The sequence below is a fragment of the Flagellimonas aquimarina genome (assembly GCF_003149745.1).
In the GTDB taxonomy this organism is placed as follows: domain Bacteria; phylum Bacteroidota; class Bacteroidia; order Flavobacteriales; family Flavobacteriaceae; genus Flagellimonas; species Flagellimonas aquimarina.
In genome coordinates, this window is record NZ_QGEG01000001.1 from 466,388 (window position 1) to 482,397 (window position 16,010).

14 protein-coding genes are annotated in these 16,010 nt (G+C 37.8%); 9 read left to right on the forward strand and 5 right to left on the reverse strand.

All coding sequences use genetic code 11. From position 1 onward, the window contains the following. The first annotated feature begins 30 nt into the window (after positions 1-30). Positions 31-744, forward strand: a complete 714-nt coding sequence (locus DKG77_RS02085; protein ID WP_109659716.1) for a DUF4386 domain-containing protein — start codon at positions 31-33, stop codon at positions 742-744. 31 nt (positions 745-775) lie between these two features. On the opposite strand, the gene DKG77_RS02090 is transcribed toward DKG77_RS02085, so the two are convergent. The 3 genes from DKG77_RS02090 to DKG77_RS02100 are packed head-to-tail and all read right to left on the reverse strand — an operon-like array spanning position 776 to position 2,791. Beyond that, positions 776-1,285, reverse strand: coding sequence for a Cif family virulence factor (locus DKG77_RS02090; RefSeq protein ID WP_109659718.1), 510 nt, complete (start codon positions 1,283-1,285; stop codon positions 776-778). 28 nt (positions 1,286-1,313) lie between these two features. Continuing rightward, on the reverse strand, positions 1,314-2,135 hold the full coding sequence (locus DKG77_RS02095) for a ZIP family metal transporter (protein ID WP_109659719.1): 822 nt from the start codon (positions 2,133-2,135) through the stop codon (positions 1,314-1,316). Further along, positions 2,135-2,791, reverse strand: coding sequence for a metal-dependent transcriptional regulator (locus tag DKG77_RS02100; RefSeq protein WP_207785428.1), 657 nt, complete (start codon positions 2,789-2,791; stop codon positions 2,135-2,137). Before DKG77_RS02100 ends, DKG77_RS02095 begins: the two co-directional genes overlap by 1 nt. Positions 2,792-2,877: 86 nt before the next feature. On the opposite strand from DKG77_RS02100, the gene DKG77_RS02105 reads away from it, so the two are divergent. The 8 genes from DKG77_RS02105 (at position 2,878) to DKG77_RS02140 (ending at position 14,489) form a co-directional block, all read left to right on the forward strand. Beyond that, a complete protein-coding gene (locus tag DKG77_RS02105) occupies positions 2,878-5,136 on the forward strand; it encodes a TonB-dependent receptor (protein WP_109659723.1) in 2,259 nt (752 codons plus the stop codon). Positions 5,137-5,212: 76 nt separating this feature from the next. Beyond that, positions 5,213-6,439: a M14 family metallopeptidase gene (locus tag DKG77_RS02110; protein ID WP_109659725.1), complete on the forward strand. Its 1,227-nt coding sequence runs from the start codon at positions 5,213-5,215 to the stop codon at positions 6,437-6,439. Positions 6,440-6,510: 71 nt separating this feature from the next. Further along, a complete protein-coding gene (locus DKG77_RS02115) occupies positions 6,511-7,002 on the forward strand; it encodes a DinB family protein (protein WP_109659727.1) in 492 nt (163 codons plus the stop codon). Between the two features lie 439 nt (positions 7,003-7,441). Beyond that, positions 7,442-8,371: a TolB family protein gene (locus tag DKG77_RS02120; protein ID WP_109659729.1), complete on the forward strand. Its 930-nt coding sequence runs from the start codon at positions 7,442-7,444 to the stop codon at positions 8,369-8,371. Between the two features lie 122 nt (positions 8,372-8,493). Next, positions 8,494-10,923: a CehA/McbA family metallohydrolase gene (locus tag DKG77_RS02125; RefSeq protein WP_109659730.1), complete on the forward strand. Its 2,430-nt coding sequence runs from the start codon at positions 8,494-8,496 to the stop codon at positions 10,921-10,923. A 32-nt stretch (positions 10,924-10,955) separates the two neighbouring features. Continuing rightward, a complete protein-coding gene (locus tag DKG77_RS02130; protein WP_109659732.1) occupies positions 10,956-12,011 on the forward strand; it encodes a bestrophin family protein in 1,056 nt (351 codons plus the stop codon). Positions 12,012-12,041: 30 nt separating this feature from the next. Further along, positions 12,042-13,235 (forward strand): DUF5009 domain-containing protein, encoded by a 1,194-nt coding sequence (locus tag DKG77_RS02135; RefSeq protein ID WP_109659734.1) that lies wholly within the window; start codon positions 12,042-12,044, stop codon positions 13,233-13,235. 102 nt (positions 13,236-13,337) lie between these two features. Further along, the gene (locus DKG77_RS02140) at positions 13,338-14,489 is read left to right on the forward strand and encodes a lycopene cyclase family protein (protein WP_109659735.1); all 1,152 of its coding nucleotides are present in this window, start codon (positions 13,338-13,340) and stop codon (positions 14,487-14,489) included. On the opposite strand, the gene DKG77_RS02145 is transcribed toward DKG77_RS02140, so the two are convergent. Continuing rightward, complete coding sequence (locus DKG77_RS02145) at positions 14,486-14,911, reverse strand: hypothetical protein (protein ID WP_109659737.1); 426 nt, start codon at positions 14,909-14,911, stop codon at positions 14,486-14,488. The genes DKG77_RS02140 and DKG77_RS02145 overlap by 4 nt on opposite strands. 69 nt (positions 14,912-14,980) lie before the next feature. Further along, the gene (locus tag DKG77_RS02150) at positions 14,981-15,964 is read right to left on the reverse strand and encodes a polyprenyl synthetase family protein (protein ID WP_243414793.1); all 984 of its coding nucleotides are present in this window, start codon (positions 15,962-15,964) and stop codon (positions 14,981-14,983) included. Positions 15,965-16,010: the final 46 nt, after the last annotated feature.

The window sequence follows — 16,010 nt, forward strand, 5'->3', positions numbered from 1 at the left end:
TTTATACAAACCATATCAATCATCAAACAAATGGGTCCAAACAAAAAAACAGCACACCTAGCTGGCTTACTCTATTTCTTAGTTGTGATAACCGGTATTTTCAGTCTCTTATATGTTCCATCACAGCTTATTGTTTGGAGCAATCCAGCCGAAACTGTAGAAAATATCAAATCTTCAGAATCCCTTTTCCGCTTGGAAATTTTAAGTGGTCTACTGTGCTATATTTTCTTTTTACTACTACCATGGGTGCTGTATAAATTATTTAAGGAGATAAATAAAAGCTATGCTGTACTGATGGTCGTTCTGGCTGTTATTAGTGTTCCTATATCATTTATTAGTCTAACGCATAAACTGGACATTCTTTCTTTACTGAGTGATGCTGAATATCTTACTTTGTATTCTCCTGAACAGATTCAGGCACAGGTAATGCTAGCGCTAGAGTCTTACCATCATGGGAATTTGGTTGCCCAAGCATTTTGGGGTTTATGGCTTTTTCCCTTTGGGTATTTGGTGTTCAGGTCAGGGTTTTTACCAAAGTTTTTAGGTGTCTTTTTAATGGTAGGTAGTTGCGGCTATTTTTTGGATTTTGCAGGACGCATTGCATATTCAAATTATAGTGAGCTGTGGCTTTCAGATTACATCACCATACCCGCCAGCATTGGTGAAATTGGCACCTGTCTGTGGCTATTGATAATGGGGATAAAAACTGTTGTCCCAATTGCAAAAGATGCTAAGGCCACATAGCAGGCTTATAGCAATATCGGCTGAAGCACAGTTAAAACTTTAAGATACTTTTCTTGGCAAAATCTGCAGCTGTTATAGAATTTCCGTTAATAGTTGCAGTATCCCAGTCTTGGATTATTTTCCATTGCCCTTCCATCTTTTTGAGAACAATATGAAACTGCCCGTAGCTATAATCGGTTTCACCTTCCTTGGCTGTAAATCCTATTCTATAAAACCCTACTTCATAAGAGGTGGTTTCATTGGTACGTCGACTATCAAACCAAAAATCCAATGTAATGGATATGCCATCTTCCCTGCTCTGTTCAAAACGCTTAAGGTTTGCAGATTTAAAAGCATTCTCGGTGTCAATTCCTTGTGGGGTTACCCTAAGCACCTCATCGCCATATGTTGCATTAAGTGCCTCACCATCTAAAGTCTCAAATGCTTTTTGAAATGGCTTCCAAACGGTCTTGTCAATTTCATTTTGAATTTGCTCAATATGCTTCTGTCCATAACCAAAATAGGTCAAGCATAATAGGCATAGTAATACCAACCTTCTCATAATTTGTTGCTTTAATTTCTTTAGATGATTATCCTAGACCCACATCCAAGGTCATCATTATGATAAATCCTCCAATAAAGCCCATTGTGGCAACATCGGTGTATTTATCTCTTTGTGTTTCAGGAATCACTTCTTCCACTACAACAAAAATCATTGCACCTGCTGCAAAAGATAACGCATATGGCAAAATAGGTTCAAAAGTAAGAACGGCCCAAGCTCCCAAAACCCCGGCAACAGGCTCCACTATGGCCGAAGCTTGACCATACATAAAGCTTTTGAATCGACTTAGGCCCTGTCTACGCAAAGGCATGGCCACTGCAAATCCTTCAGGAAAGTTTTGAAGTCCTATTCCTAAGGCCAAAGCTACGGCACCTCCAATGGTGGCACCATCAAAACCAGCAGCAACACCTCCAAAAAGTACTCCAACCGCTAATCCTTCGGGAATGTTGTGCAATGTAATGGCCAAAGTCAATAGTGTTGTTCGGTGCCATGGTGTTTTTACGCCTTCGGCTTCGCTTTCCTTAAAGTTGATGTGTAAATGCGGTAAAACTTTATCCAACCCAAAAATAAAGGCAGCACCCAATAGAAATCCAACCGCAGCTGGAATCACCTTTACAAAACCTTCCCCTTCACTCATTTCAATTCCAGGAGCCAACAAGCTCCAAAAACTGGCAGCTACCATTACTCCTCCCGTAAAACCCAGCATTCCGTCTAATAGAGCACGGTTCATTCCTTTGAACAAAAAAACCAAGGCTGCTCCTGCAGCTGTCAACCCCCATGTAAACAAAGTGGCATAAAGGGCAGCTAAAATAGGGTCGATATTTTCAAAATAGTGAATTACCTGTTCCATTAGTCGTTCTTTTTTATGTAAAGATTTGATGCTATTTGATGCGAAATATGAAGTTCCTTGCCTTCCATCTGTATATGAAGTGATTGATCAAAATCCTCTTTCTCCAATACCTTAATGGTATTGCCTAAGGCAATGCGGTTCTTATCCAAAAATTTGAGAAACGCAGCCGAAGTGTCCTTGACGCCAACACAGACCCCTTCAGTTTTTAGTGCCATATCGCTCAATAACTGCTTATGGCGCTCCATGAACTTTCCGTCCTTACTGGGAATTGGATCCCCATGGGGATCGTATTTTGGAAAATCTAAAAGCGCATCAATACTATCTATCAGCTTTTCACTTTTAATATGCTCCAACTGCTCTGCCACTTCATGAACTTCATCCCAAGAAAAATCCAATTTTTCCACCAAAAAAACTTCCCATAAGCGATGCTTTCTAATAATTGAAAGTGCCGTGTTAATTCCAAAATCAGTTAAAGAAACTCCCTGATACTTCTTATAGTTTACAAAACCCTTCTCAGCTAATTTTTTGGCCATATCCGTTACAGAAGATGGTTTGGTATCCATCTGTTCGGCTATTGCATTTGTGCTAACAAGATCAGAAGAATTGTCTCCTAGGTGAAAAATGGTTTTGATATAGTTTTCCTCAGAACGGGTCACAAAAAAATAATTTTCCCAAAAATACATTTTTATTTATAAAAACAAATTTTTAGATTTGTCTAAATTTTAATTTAAACACCCAAAAATTGAAACGGTTTTTACTGATATTTACGTTGTTATGCTCTCTTGCCATTTGGTCTCAAAACAGCACTGTTCAAGGAACCGTTTCTGAAAATGGACAAAGTCTACCCTTTATCAATGTCTACTTAAAAGGCACTCAAAATGGCACAGCCACAGATGAAGATGGAAATTATTCCATTACAAACCTATCTCCGGGAAACTATGTTATGATTGCTTCAGCTATTGGGTATGAGCCTTTTAGAAAGTCCTTTTTAATTGGAAAAGGTGAATCCGTAAAACTAGATATTGAATTAACGCAGTCAGCGGAAGCTTTGGATGAAATGGTGGTTACCGGCACATTAAAAGCTGTAAGCCGGCTAGAAAGTGCGGTCCCTGTTGAGGTCTATAAACCGAGTTTTCTAAAGAAAAATCCAACTCCAAGTATTTTTGAAGCACTTCAAAATGTAAATGGAGTTCGCCCACAAATCAATTGTAATGTATGTAACACGGGCGACATCCATATTAATGGATTAGAAGGTCCTTACACTTTGGTATTGATAGATGGAATGCCTATTGTAAGTGGTTTAGGCACGGTCTATGGCTTATCTGGAATACCAAATTCGTTAATTGAACAAATTGAAATCGTCAAAGGTCCAGCCTCCACATTGTATGGAAGCGAAGCTGTTGGAGGGTTAATCAACATTATTACAAAACATGCTCCCAATGCTCCGGAATTTTTTGCTGATGCGTATCTGACCGGTTGGGGTGAATACAATTTGGATGTGGGGTCAAAAATTGAAGTAGGAAAGAAAACTGATTTGTTGCTTGGTGTAAACTACTTCAATTATGATGAAATTATTGACAACAACGGTGACAATTTTACGGACTTAACGTTACAGGATCGCATCTCCCTCTTTCAAAAATGGAACTTTAAACGAGATGATGCCAAAGTGTTTTCCCTAGCAGGTCGCTTCTTTTATGAAGATCGCTGGGGAGGTGAGCTGCAATGGACTCCAGAATTTAGAGGAGGTGATGAAATATACGGAGAAAGCATCTATACCCGAAGATGGGAAATACTAGGCAAATACCAATTGCCTATTGATGAAAAAGTATTGCTTTCCATGTCCTACAATGACCATAATCAAAACTCGGTATATGGTGATGTGACCTATTTGGCAGATCAGCGTATTGGTTTTGGACAAATGACATGGGATAAATCGGTTGGAAATCATGACCTTCTTTTTGGTAGTGCCATTAGGTACAATTATTATGATGACAATACTCCTGCCACCCAAAGTGCTGATGAAGTTTGGATTCCCAGTCTTTTTGTTCAAGATGAACTGAAACTTGCCAAAAAACATTCCATTTTAGGAGGAATACGATACGATTATGACCAAAGACATGGTAATATTTTTACTCCAAGGGCAGCTTACAAGTGGAAAATTTCGGACAATGATATTTTTAGGGTCAATGCAGGAACGGGATTTAGAGTGGTAAACTTGTTTACCGAAGATCATGCCGCCTTAACCGGTTCGCGGGATGTAATCATTGCTGAGGAGTTAAAACCGGAGCGCTCCGTAAATGTTAACCTCAACTATCTAAAAAAAATATATGCGGACAACGGTACTTTTGTGGGTATAGATGCTTCTGCATTTTACACCCATTTCTCCAACATTATTTTACCGGATTACGACACCAATCCCAATCAAATTATCTATGATAACTTGGATGGTAAATCCGTTTCAAAGGGAGTAAGTGCCAACATTGATTTAGTGCTCCCAAACGGCCTCAAGTTTCTAGTGGGGGCCACTTGGCAAGATGTGAGCAATACAGAAAATGGGGTTACCCAACGCCAAATATTGACCGAAAGCATTACCGGAACATGGAATGTCTCTTATACCATTAGAAGTTTAGATCTAACTCTGGATTATACGGGCAACCTATATGGCCCTATGCGATTACCAACCCTTGGTGAATTAGACCCTCGACAAGATTTTTCGCCCACATGGAGCATTCAGAATATTCAGTTTACTTATAAAGGTCTGGACAAGTTTGAGTTCTATGGCGGTGTTAAAAACCTGTTGGATTGGACACCCAATCGAGGTAACCCATTTATAATAGCACGAGCAGATGATCCCTTTGATCAAAACGTGCAGTTTGATCCACAGGGTAATGTTGTAGCCACCGCAGACAATCCTTTTGCCCTCACTTTTGACCCCAGCTATGTGTATGGGCCCAATCAGGGTATACGTGGTTTCTTTGGGTTGCGGTACACGGTTTTTTAAGACTCCCTTCCTTTTGTTATCTTACATAGATAATGGATACACAATCGTATGCATCCATTAGACGAAAACAACGTTAATGTATGTAGCAAAAAACTATAGGTTATTAGGTTTTATTGGAATGATCAGTTTCTTTGGAGTCATTGGTTGTGCAGAAAGAACAAGCAGTAAAAATGTGTCTCTTTCAACCAAAAATCAACTTAAACAGGTCTTTAAAATTGAGCATGTGTTTGCAGACAACAAGTTTGATGGTGCTCGCCTCAATGGATTTGTTCAACCGAACGATTCTACTTATCAAGTGCAAATTTTTCCTGAAAATGTACCTGTTAACAATAGCCCTTGGTATGCGTTTAGAATATGGTCTAACAAAGACACAACCGTTAATTTAGAGATTGCATATTCTGAAGGTTTTCAAAACAGATACATTCCAAAAATAAGCCCTGATGGAATTTCATGGAAACCTTTGAATCAAAAGCTTTTTGAAATAGATAGTTCCAAAAGAACTATCAAAATGGAATTATCATTAACTCCAAATAAATCATGGATTTCAGCGCAGGAAGTTATTGGTTCAAAACAAATTTCCAATTGGTTGGATTCGCTTGCAACATCAGAAAATATAAAAAGAGAGAAAATAGGTGAAAGTGTCTTGGGAAGACCTATTGATTTAGTAACCATCGATGAAAAAAAATCTCAGAAATCAATACTTCTAATTGCAAGACAACATCCTCCTGAAGTACCTGGAGGAACAATATCCCTAATGGCATTTGTACAAACAATTTTGTCCAACTCAGATTTGGCAACACAGTTCAGGAAAGATTTTAAGATTTACATTTTTCCTTTGCTTAATCCAGATGGAGTAGATCTAGGAAACTGGAGACACAATGCAAATGGGGTTGATTTAAACAGGGATTGGTCTTCATTTAGTCAACCTGAAACTAAAACTGTAAGGGATTGGTTCCACAATGAGCGGCAAAACAATCCAAACCAACGCTATTGTTTTGGGATTGATTTCCACACTTCATATAGTGGCCCATACCTATTAACCTTGGACACAATCCCACATAAAGTTAAGTCGGATATAACATCCAAATGGATTGGTGCCATTGAACATGTTAAAAATGAAACTCTAGATATTCGTCCTCGATCACAATCACTCCCCTACTCTTACAATTGGATGATAAATGAAGTTGGAATGGAAGCCGTAACTTACGAGGAGGGAGACGAGGTTGATAGAAAAATTGTAAAAAATAGAGCTGAAATTTATGCCAATTCCCTAATGCGGATTTTAATGGATAAATATGATTAGAAGTTTAGACTGTTGAACTCCATTTAGCCATTTGAAAATAATATTGCTCATTGATTAAATCAAAATAACAAATGAAATACACCCCAAAAGATGGATTCCCGTATTATTTTGACTTGGTAAAGAATATGGATTGTCCATCACTTTTTTCTGATTCATCCACTGGTATATTTTTAAATTCTATTAGTGAGGAAAAAGCGGTTTATCGTTATGCGCCAAACAAATGGAGCATTAAACAAGTAGTAGGGCATATTACCGATCATGAAAGAATAAAGATGTCCCGGGCATTTTTGCTGAGCAGGAACCAAAAAGTGGAACTCTGGGGCTACGACCAAAATTCCTTAGTGAAAAATAGTCGTTTTGATGAGTTGTCATTTCAACAATTATTAAATGACTTTATAAATGTAAGGAAGGCCTCTATTAGTTTTATTGATACTTTGTCCGAAGAACAATTAAAACTGAAAGGAATGGCCGGGCAACATGAGATTACCCTTGAATATTTTTTAAAATCGATAATTGGTCATGAAAGACATCATTTAAACAGTATTAAAGAAAAATACATTTAATAAAAATGACCCTATGTTTTGATATGGACTAGACTCCTAAAAGATGAAAGCAAACACCGCATATATATTGCTTCTGCTTCTACTTCTGCTTCTATTAAACAATCTTGCTTGTTTTAAGCTTACCGCCCAAACTGTTGGAAAGAATATGTAGCTACATTAAAAAAATAGGTGCTAACCATCCCATCACTCCTGTGGAATCATGGACCTTTGGGCTAGAATAGTGGAAAATATACAATCAATATAAAAAAACTAGACCTTAGTTGCATTCGTTCAGGGTTAGTGGTGTTCTCCAGGAGCTATGGATCGCCACAAAGCATTTACTTAGACGATGTCGTTTTTGAATAGATAGATGTTAATAGCACAACATTCTCAGTCATTACATACTTATTTTGAGAATTAAAGATTGTTTATCTTAGGTACTAAAAAGTAGATGTAGATAATGAAAATAGCAGTTCTAACCTTAGCGATACTGATAATTCCAACCCAAACATTTGCACAAAACATAACAAAGTACCTTGGAGAAAAACCCCCAGGAATTATGGCAAAATTGTTTCATGGAGGTAAATTGGTTGAGCATGAAAAAGGAGAAAAGAGAAGTTTTAACGTTGCATTCTCCCCAGATGGAAACGAAATGTTCTTCTCCTATTATAAAGGAACCGCAGAAAAACCTTACCCTTCTTACGAAATAAAAACCTTTAAGCTCATTAACAATGAATGGGTAGGACCTAAAACTGCCTCCTTTTCTGGTAAATATTCTGATGTGGATATAAATTTTTCTCCAGATGGCAATTATGTTTTCTTTGCTTCAGATAGACCACAACCAAATTCTGTTGGCCTTGATATATACTATTCATTAAAAACTACAAATGGGTGGTCCGAGCCCATTTATGCAGGAACGGACGTGAACACTACAGAAGGAGAAGTGTACCCTTCTGTTTCAGAAAAAAAGAATATTTTCTTTCGTTCATCCCGCTCGGGAGGTTATGGCGCAGATGATATATATCGTGCAGATTGGTTAAATGGAAATTTTGTAAATGTGAAAAATCTTGGGCCAAACGTAAATTCCTCTTATGGAGAAAGTAATTCCATTATTGCACCAGATGAAAGCTACATACTTTTCTGTACATCCAGACCCGAAAATGACAACGTACAACAGATTTACATCTCTTTTCAAATAGGTGAAAACATCTGGTCAAAAGCCACTCTTATAGGTGATCAGGTGAATACTGAAGCGGGTTCAAGTGCCCCAACGCTTACGCCTGATGGCAAGTATCTCTTTTTCAAAAAAATAAAAGAACCTCATCGTGGTCTTTATTGGATTAGCACAGCCGTTTTTGAAGAAGTAAAGCCACTTGAGCTTAAGCATTAAAGAAGGTAATTGCCATAATTACCTATCTTAGGTACCAATAGTTACGATGTAACCAAACCAAACCGTTTATACCTATTTGCAAAGTCTTTTTTATACGCTTTGTAATCAATATTAAAGTACCTATGAAAAACCTCACTGCAATTACCTGCTTTCTTCTGTTAAGTTCATATTTCGCAGATGCACAATGGAAAAATCGATATCCAAAGGTGGAAGGCTATCGTCACCATGTCTATCTAGAAGGGTATGAACTTCCTGTTTTAAATTCAGGCCCCATGGATTCAGCACCTGCCCCCACAAACGATCAGGTGGCGTTTTCAGCCAAAGGATGGTTATGGATTATGGACTTACAAACTTTAGAGGCCACAAGAATCACCTCTTCCGCTGGTATTGATTCAAGCCCCAATTGGTCTCCAGATGGAAAACAATTGGTTTTTGTTAGAGATAATAGCATGGATACCCAAATAGTCTTGTTAAATCTTGATTCTAAAGAAGAAACCGTTTTGATTGATTCCAAAGCATTGGATCTAGACCCCATCTTTTCAAATGATGGCGACTTTGTCTATTATTCCTCAGCAAAAAATGGTTCGTTCGATCTTTGGCGAGTAAACCTTAATACAAATGAGCATACTGCAATAACAGCGGATAAAAGTCTTGAACGGCTCCCTGTTCCAGCAAAACAAAACAATCAAATAGTATATCTAAAAAAATATGGTTTCTCATATGACTCTATAGAATTATGGGATATGGAAAAGGGCACTTCCATCCCTTTGGCAGAGGAAAACTTTACCTCTCAAACCGCTTTTTCACTCTCACCAGATAATCAAACTCTTGCCTACACTTGGCCCAACGGAGATAATTATGAGCTTCGAGTTTTGAATATTGCAATCCCCAAAAGCAATATGCTGATCACTAAAAGTGAAGGGCTTCCTTTAGCTCCAAAATTTAGTTCCGATGGTCTATGGATCTATTTTACTGAATACAATAAAAATGAAGTTTCTGAATTAAAAAGAATCTCCATAAATGGAGGTGCCACAGAGAAACTGTCTGTGAAAAAATGGAATTGGGGAACATCTACCGGAAAAATGAAAATTACCAGCAAGGTTGATGGAAAAATAGATGCCGTTAGAATGAGCATCACAGATCAAAATGGACATCCCGTTATTCCAGACAGTGGTGTTGTGCATTCAGAGGGGCAACATGGTATGGTATTTTTCTATTCCCCAGGAGAAATTGAGGTTGAAGCTCCAATCGGAAATCTAAAAATAACAGCTGTACACGGATTTTCTACGGTAAAACACGTTCAAGAAGAAAAAATGGAAGAAGGGGTATCTACAGCAGAAATCAATCTAAACAAAATCTGGAATGCCAATGCCAATGGATGGTATTCTGCCGACAATCATTTTCACCTAAACTATGGGGGAACAAATCAATTAGATCCAGAGGACATTCTACTAGATCTTAGAGCAGAAGATTTGGATATTGGCTTCCCGCTGGTTGCAAATCTGGGAAATAGATTTCTTGGACAGGACCTATGGGGCTGGAAAAATGAAGGAACCCCAATCATTCGTATTGGACAAGAAGTGCGGTCACATTTTTTAGGGCATTTGGGTTTAATTGGAACAACCAAATTGTACTGGCCATGGGTTTGGGGCCCTTTTTATGACGTTTATGGCAAAGATGATAGACTTAATGCCGAACCTCTGCGTTTTGCTGAAAAAAATAAAGGTTTAGGAGGGTATGTACATCCAGTAGCCGTAAAAGACCCTTTCAAAGAAGGTGAGGCAAGAAGTATTCCAATAACATTGATTTCGGACGCCGTTCTTGAAGAGGTGGACATTTTAGAATTAGGTTGTCTTTGGACAGACGAAATTGGCACTTCTGCACTGTGGCATGAGTTTCTAAATATGGGAATACCCATGGGTCAATCCGCTGGTAGCGATGTAATGAATGACCTATACCGCACCATGGCCATAGGTGCAACTAGAGTTTATGTAAAACCCAATGGCAAATTTACTGCAGATAGTTATCTAAAGGCTCTTAAAGATGGAAGAAGTTTTGTGAGCAATGGACCTCAGCTTGTATTCAAAGTAAATGGAAAAGAAGTGGGGGATGTTATCAATCCAGAACAAAAAAAAGTAAAATGGTCTCTCAACATATATTCTCCCGTTACCTATGAAAAGGTGGAGATTTTTGTGAATGGCAAAGCTGTATGGACCAAAGAAAGTAAGGGTGGGAATAACGAGACTTATCGTGGTTCCATTAAAATTCCAGAAGGTGGATGGGTAACCGCAAGAGTTTCTGGAGGAAAGTCTGAATGGCCCATGATGGACAGTTATCCATTTGCGGAAAGTGCACCAATATGGTTTGGAGAAGTAGGAAGCACTGATACAACCTCCAAAACCAATGCTGCCACTAAATTACTTAAGGCCTTGAAGGTTTCGGAAGATAGAATGAAGCAAGGATATGGAGAAAACCCTATCCCAAATCTTTTAGGGCATTTTGAAAAAGCAAGGCAAAAGCTAATGAGAATTATTGAAGCAGAATCAAAATAGAATCATAGAAAATAACCAATAACCACCAATATATGTATACCGGAAAAGTATATCGTCTATTTGATATGGCAAGATGGACGCGTTTTGAAACTTTATTGTTAATCTTCATAATTATTATCTGGGTCTCGGCTTACTATTTTTTGGATTTGGATTGGTTTAAAATACCTTGGACCCCTTTAGCATTAATAGGTACAGCAGTTGCATTTGTTATTGGTTTCCAAAACAATGCGGTTTACGGACGTATCTGGGAAGCCAGAAAGATTTGGGGCGGAATTGTAAACACATCCCGCACCTTTGGTGTGTATGTAAAAGATATGCTCTCCAATGAACATACTAAAGAGAATGTACCCCAAGAGGTAATTGACAAAGAGGTAAAAGCAATTACATACAGGCATATTGCTTGGATGACGGCATTAAGACATGCCATGCGTCAACAAAAAAAATGGGAGACCACAAGCAACCATAAAACCAATAGAGAATGGGGCATAAAACCTCCAGAAAAGGAAACTACACTTGAAGAGGATTTAAAACCATATCTATCCACAACCGATCTAGACTATGTATTGAGTAAAAACAATCACCAAACTGCATTGCTCTATTTACAGTCAAATCACATCAAAAGTTTAAAGGACCAAGGTGTCATTTGGGAATTTTCATTTCTAGAGCTTGAAGGACTCATCAAAGAACTGTTTACCCTGCAAGGGCAAACCGAGCGGATTAAAAATTTTCCATACCCTAGACAATATGCCACTTTAAATCACTATTTCATGTGGCTTTTATTGCTTCTTCTCCCTATGGCGATTGTTCCACAATTTATTGAAATTGGCAAGGAAATCTCTGAGAACCATCCTTTTTTTGGAAGCATATTTATATGGTTTTCAATTCCGATTTATACAGCGGTAGCCTGGATGTTCCATACCATGGAAAGGATTGGCAGAACAGGGGAAAACCCTTTTGAGGGCACATCAAACGATGTTCCCATTTCAACAATTTCACGCGGAATTGAAATTGACCTAAGACAAAATCTTGGTGAAGACAAGAATCAAATTCCTGTCCAATTTCCGGAAAATCATGGGGTTCAATTTTAATATTATGATTCTTGCATATCCCACATCCAATTGAAAAAAGACAATAGCACCCGTATTCTATCCATTGACATTATGAGGGGGTTAACGCTTTTCCTAATGTTATTTGTAAATGATCTATATGTCCCCGGCGTACCCAAATGGTTAGTTCACACATCCATATCAGAAGATGGGATGGGCTTGGCAGATTGGGTTTTTCCCGGTTTTTTATTCATGGTTGGTCTGTCCATTCCATTTGCTTTTATGGCCAGAAAAAAAAGAGCAGAATCCAATACTCAGCTGCTCTTACATATTCTAACTAGAACATTTAGCCTTTTGCTCATAGGTTTTTTTATGGTGAACATGGAAAATTACAATGTTGAGCTAGCAAAAATAGACAAGTATTTATGGGCTATTTTAGTATATCTATCCGTTTTTCTTATTTGGAACAAGTACCCAAAAGGGCATAAGTCCTTCTCAATATTTAAACTACTTAAACTTGTTGGTATTATAGGTCTTTTGTCCATGGCCTTCTTCTATAGGTCTGGTACATCTGAAGATATAGGTTGGATGAGCACTAGCTGGTGGGGCATACTTGGTTTAATTGGTTGGGGATACTTGGTTTCTTCGTTGACCCATTTTTGGTTAAAAGATAGAGCATTGGCAATTGCTGTTGTTTGGACGGTGTTTGTTTCCCTCAATGTTTTGGCTCAAACATCTTTTTTGGATTTTCTAAGTCCGATAAAATCCATTTTTGGAGTAATCATTAACGGAAATGTACCATCAATTGTACTTTCTGGCTTATTAATAGGAGTTCTTTTAAAAAAACACCAGAACAGCTATGCCCGGTTTTTAGCAATTATCGTTCCCATTGGTCTAGTGTGCATTTTATTGGCTCTTGTCATGAGGAATTGGTTTACTATTTCCAAGCTTATGGGAACCCCCTCCTGGGCAATGCTATGCAATGGTCTTAGCATTTTGCTTTTTGCTCTGTTATTGTATGTGCTTGATATAAAAAAATGGCGAAAATGGTCAATCCCTTTTCTCCCTGCTGGCCAAAATTCCTTAACCACCTATTTAGCTCCAGACATTCTGTATTATCTGATTTGGGGTCTTAATCTAAATATTTTGTTCTACAAACAGGCAGAAATACCCTGGTTGGCAGTAATGGGATCAATTGTATGGGCTTTTGCAATGATCGGTTTGGCAGCGGTACTAGCCCAAATTCATATCCGACTTAAGTTATGATTTATATAACTGCAAGCGAAAAGCCCTATTGCACTTTTTGTTTAAGCAAATTCTAGTTTATATATCTACATTAAACTATTTTCCATTCCGTATTTTTGACCAATGTCCAACTACGACTATATTGTTATTGGAGCGGGGGCTGCAGGATTATTGTTGGCCGATGCCCTTACGAATGATAATTTCTTCGCTTCCAAATCTATCTTGGTTCTTGATAAAGACGATAAGACCAAAAATGATCGAACTTGGTGTTTTTGGGAAGAGGATAATCGTAGATTTGATGCCATTTTGCATAAAAGTTGGCCTAACATCTATTTTGCCGGAAAGCAGTTAAAGCTCTCTACCACTATTAAACCCTATCGTTATAAAATGCTCAGGGGAATTGACTTCTATCAACACTTTATTGATAAAATAAAAAAAAGCCCAAACATTACCTGGGCAAAGGAGGAGGTAGTCAACATTCAGGAAAATGAGAGTTCAGTGCTAGTGTCCACCAAAACCAATCAGTTTAGCGGAACTATGGTGTTCAACAGTATTTTTGAATATCAACGTGTAAAAAGCCAGAAAAAATATCCTTTACTACAGCAACATTTTTTAGGTTGGTTCGTAAAAACGGAGCAAGCCGTTTTCAACGAAGAAGAGGCTACTTTTATGGACTTTTCTATCCCACAAAAAGGGAATACCCGTTTTATGTATGTTTTACCTTTTTCCGGCACAGAAGCTCTTGTAGAATACACTTTATTCTCAGAACATACTTTGGAAAAAACTGAGTACGAAAATGCCATTGTGGATTATCTAGAGCAAAAATTAGGCTGCACTGATTATGAAATTCTAGAAAAGGAAACAGGTAATATTCCCATGACCTGTTATCCATTTTATAAACACAATTCCAATAGATTGATGAATATTGGCATTGCTGGAGGATGGGCAAAGCCCAGTACTGGATTTACATTTTGTAATACACATAAAAAAGTAATCTCTTTGGCAAGGCATCTTAAAAAAGGCAAAGAAACGACCTCTTTTAATAAGCGTACCAAATTTTGGTTCTATGACCTTTTGCTGTTGGATATTCTTTATAAGAACAACCATTTGGGTCAATCCATTTTTGAAGCGTTGTTTAAAAAAAGAAAACCTCAATTAATATTAAAGTTTCTGGATGAAGACACCACGCTGTGGGAAGACCTTCAAATAATCAGTGCTTGCCCAAAATGGCCTTTTCTGAAAGCATTATGGTCTAGAATACTCTTTAAATACTAATCCTCCCTATCAAATAGATAAGCTCCTCCGTCCCAAGGGCGTGCATCAGAAATAAGCTGATCTGCGCATATTTGGATAGATCCATCAAGGTATGCCGATATAGGGTCAAGTGACACATAAAAAAAGTCGTCTGTTTCTTGTATGCTCCAAACGCCTTCCGAGATGATTTCCTGATCCTCCATTACCAAAAAAGTATTATCAGTATTGAATTGGGCAACTACCAATTTATCGGCTTTAATTGGTTTTGGATTAATACAAAAAGAACAACTGCTTTCTATCCATTTCCATTTTCCAGTTAATTCTGAAGCAATTTCAATGTCATCTTTGTTGCATTCGTAGAACGAACTAATTTCAAATATTTCATCTTTGTCATTTGAACATGCCAGACTAAACAAAACCAAGAACAAAACAGAGATTTTCATATATAACGGTATAGTATGATTTATTCTATAGATGGATACATACTTATTTGGTTGCTTGTAAAAAGCTTCCTAAACAGTTCGTTTCATAAGGTCTTCGCCAAACTGTTTTAAAATGGTCTTGTTGGCATCATCAATAGAAATAGTTGTCAAAGCATCAAACGCTTTTTGAGTGTAAGTGTTGATTTCATTTTTAGCTTCTTCCACAGCCCCACTTTCTTCAAAAATCAATTTCACCGTTTCTATTTTCGTTCTAGAATCCACAGGTTTTATAGAGTATAAATGCAATAGTCCTTCTCGCTGTTCTTTTTCTGCATATTCCAGAGATTTAAGAAAAAGAAAGGTTTTTTTGTTTTCAATAATGTCCCCACCAACTTGCTTGCCAAAAGTTTCTGGGTCTCCAAAAGCATCTAGATAATCATCCTGTAATTGAAAGGCGATGCCCAGGTTCTTGCCAAATTCATACACAGCCTCTGTATCAGCCTCCGTAGCATCGGCAATAATTGCCCCCATCTTCATGGCAGCCGCTACCAAAACGGCCGTTTTATATTCAATCATTTTTAAATATTCGGGGATGGTAACATCATCCCTAGTTTCAAAATCCACATCATACTGCTGTCCTTCACAGACTTCGATAGCCGTTTTACTAAAAAGTGAGGTAAGTTTTTTAAAAATTTCTGGTGGATAGCTTTCAAAGTATTGATACGAATTTATCAACATGGCATCACCAGATAAAATACCCGTATTTACATCCCACTTTTCATGTACAGTGGTCTTTCCCCTTCTCAATGGAGCATCGTCCATTATATCATCATGTACCAACGAAAAATTATGAAAAACTTCTATGGCCATTGCAGAATCCAGGGCATCCATAAAGTTCCCTCCAAACAAATCGGCCGTCATGAGGGTAAGTATGGGTCTTAATCTTTTGCCTCCTAGACCAAGGATATAATTTATAGGTTCATAAAGATTCTGTGGCTCTTTTGTCTTGATCTGGTTTTCCAAATGGGAAATAAATGCAGTACCATACCGCTCAATGCTATACGAATTCATCATAAATCAAAAATACTGTCAATAAATTAAATTGCTCTGTAATTCCAGA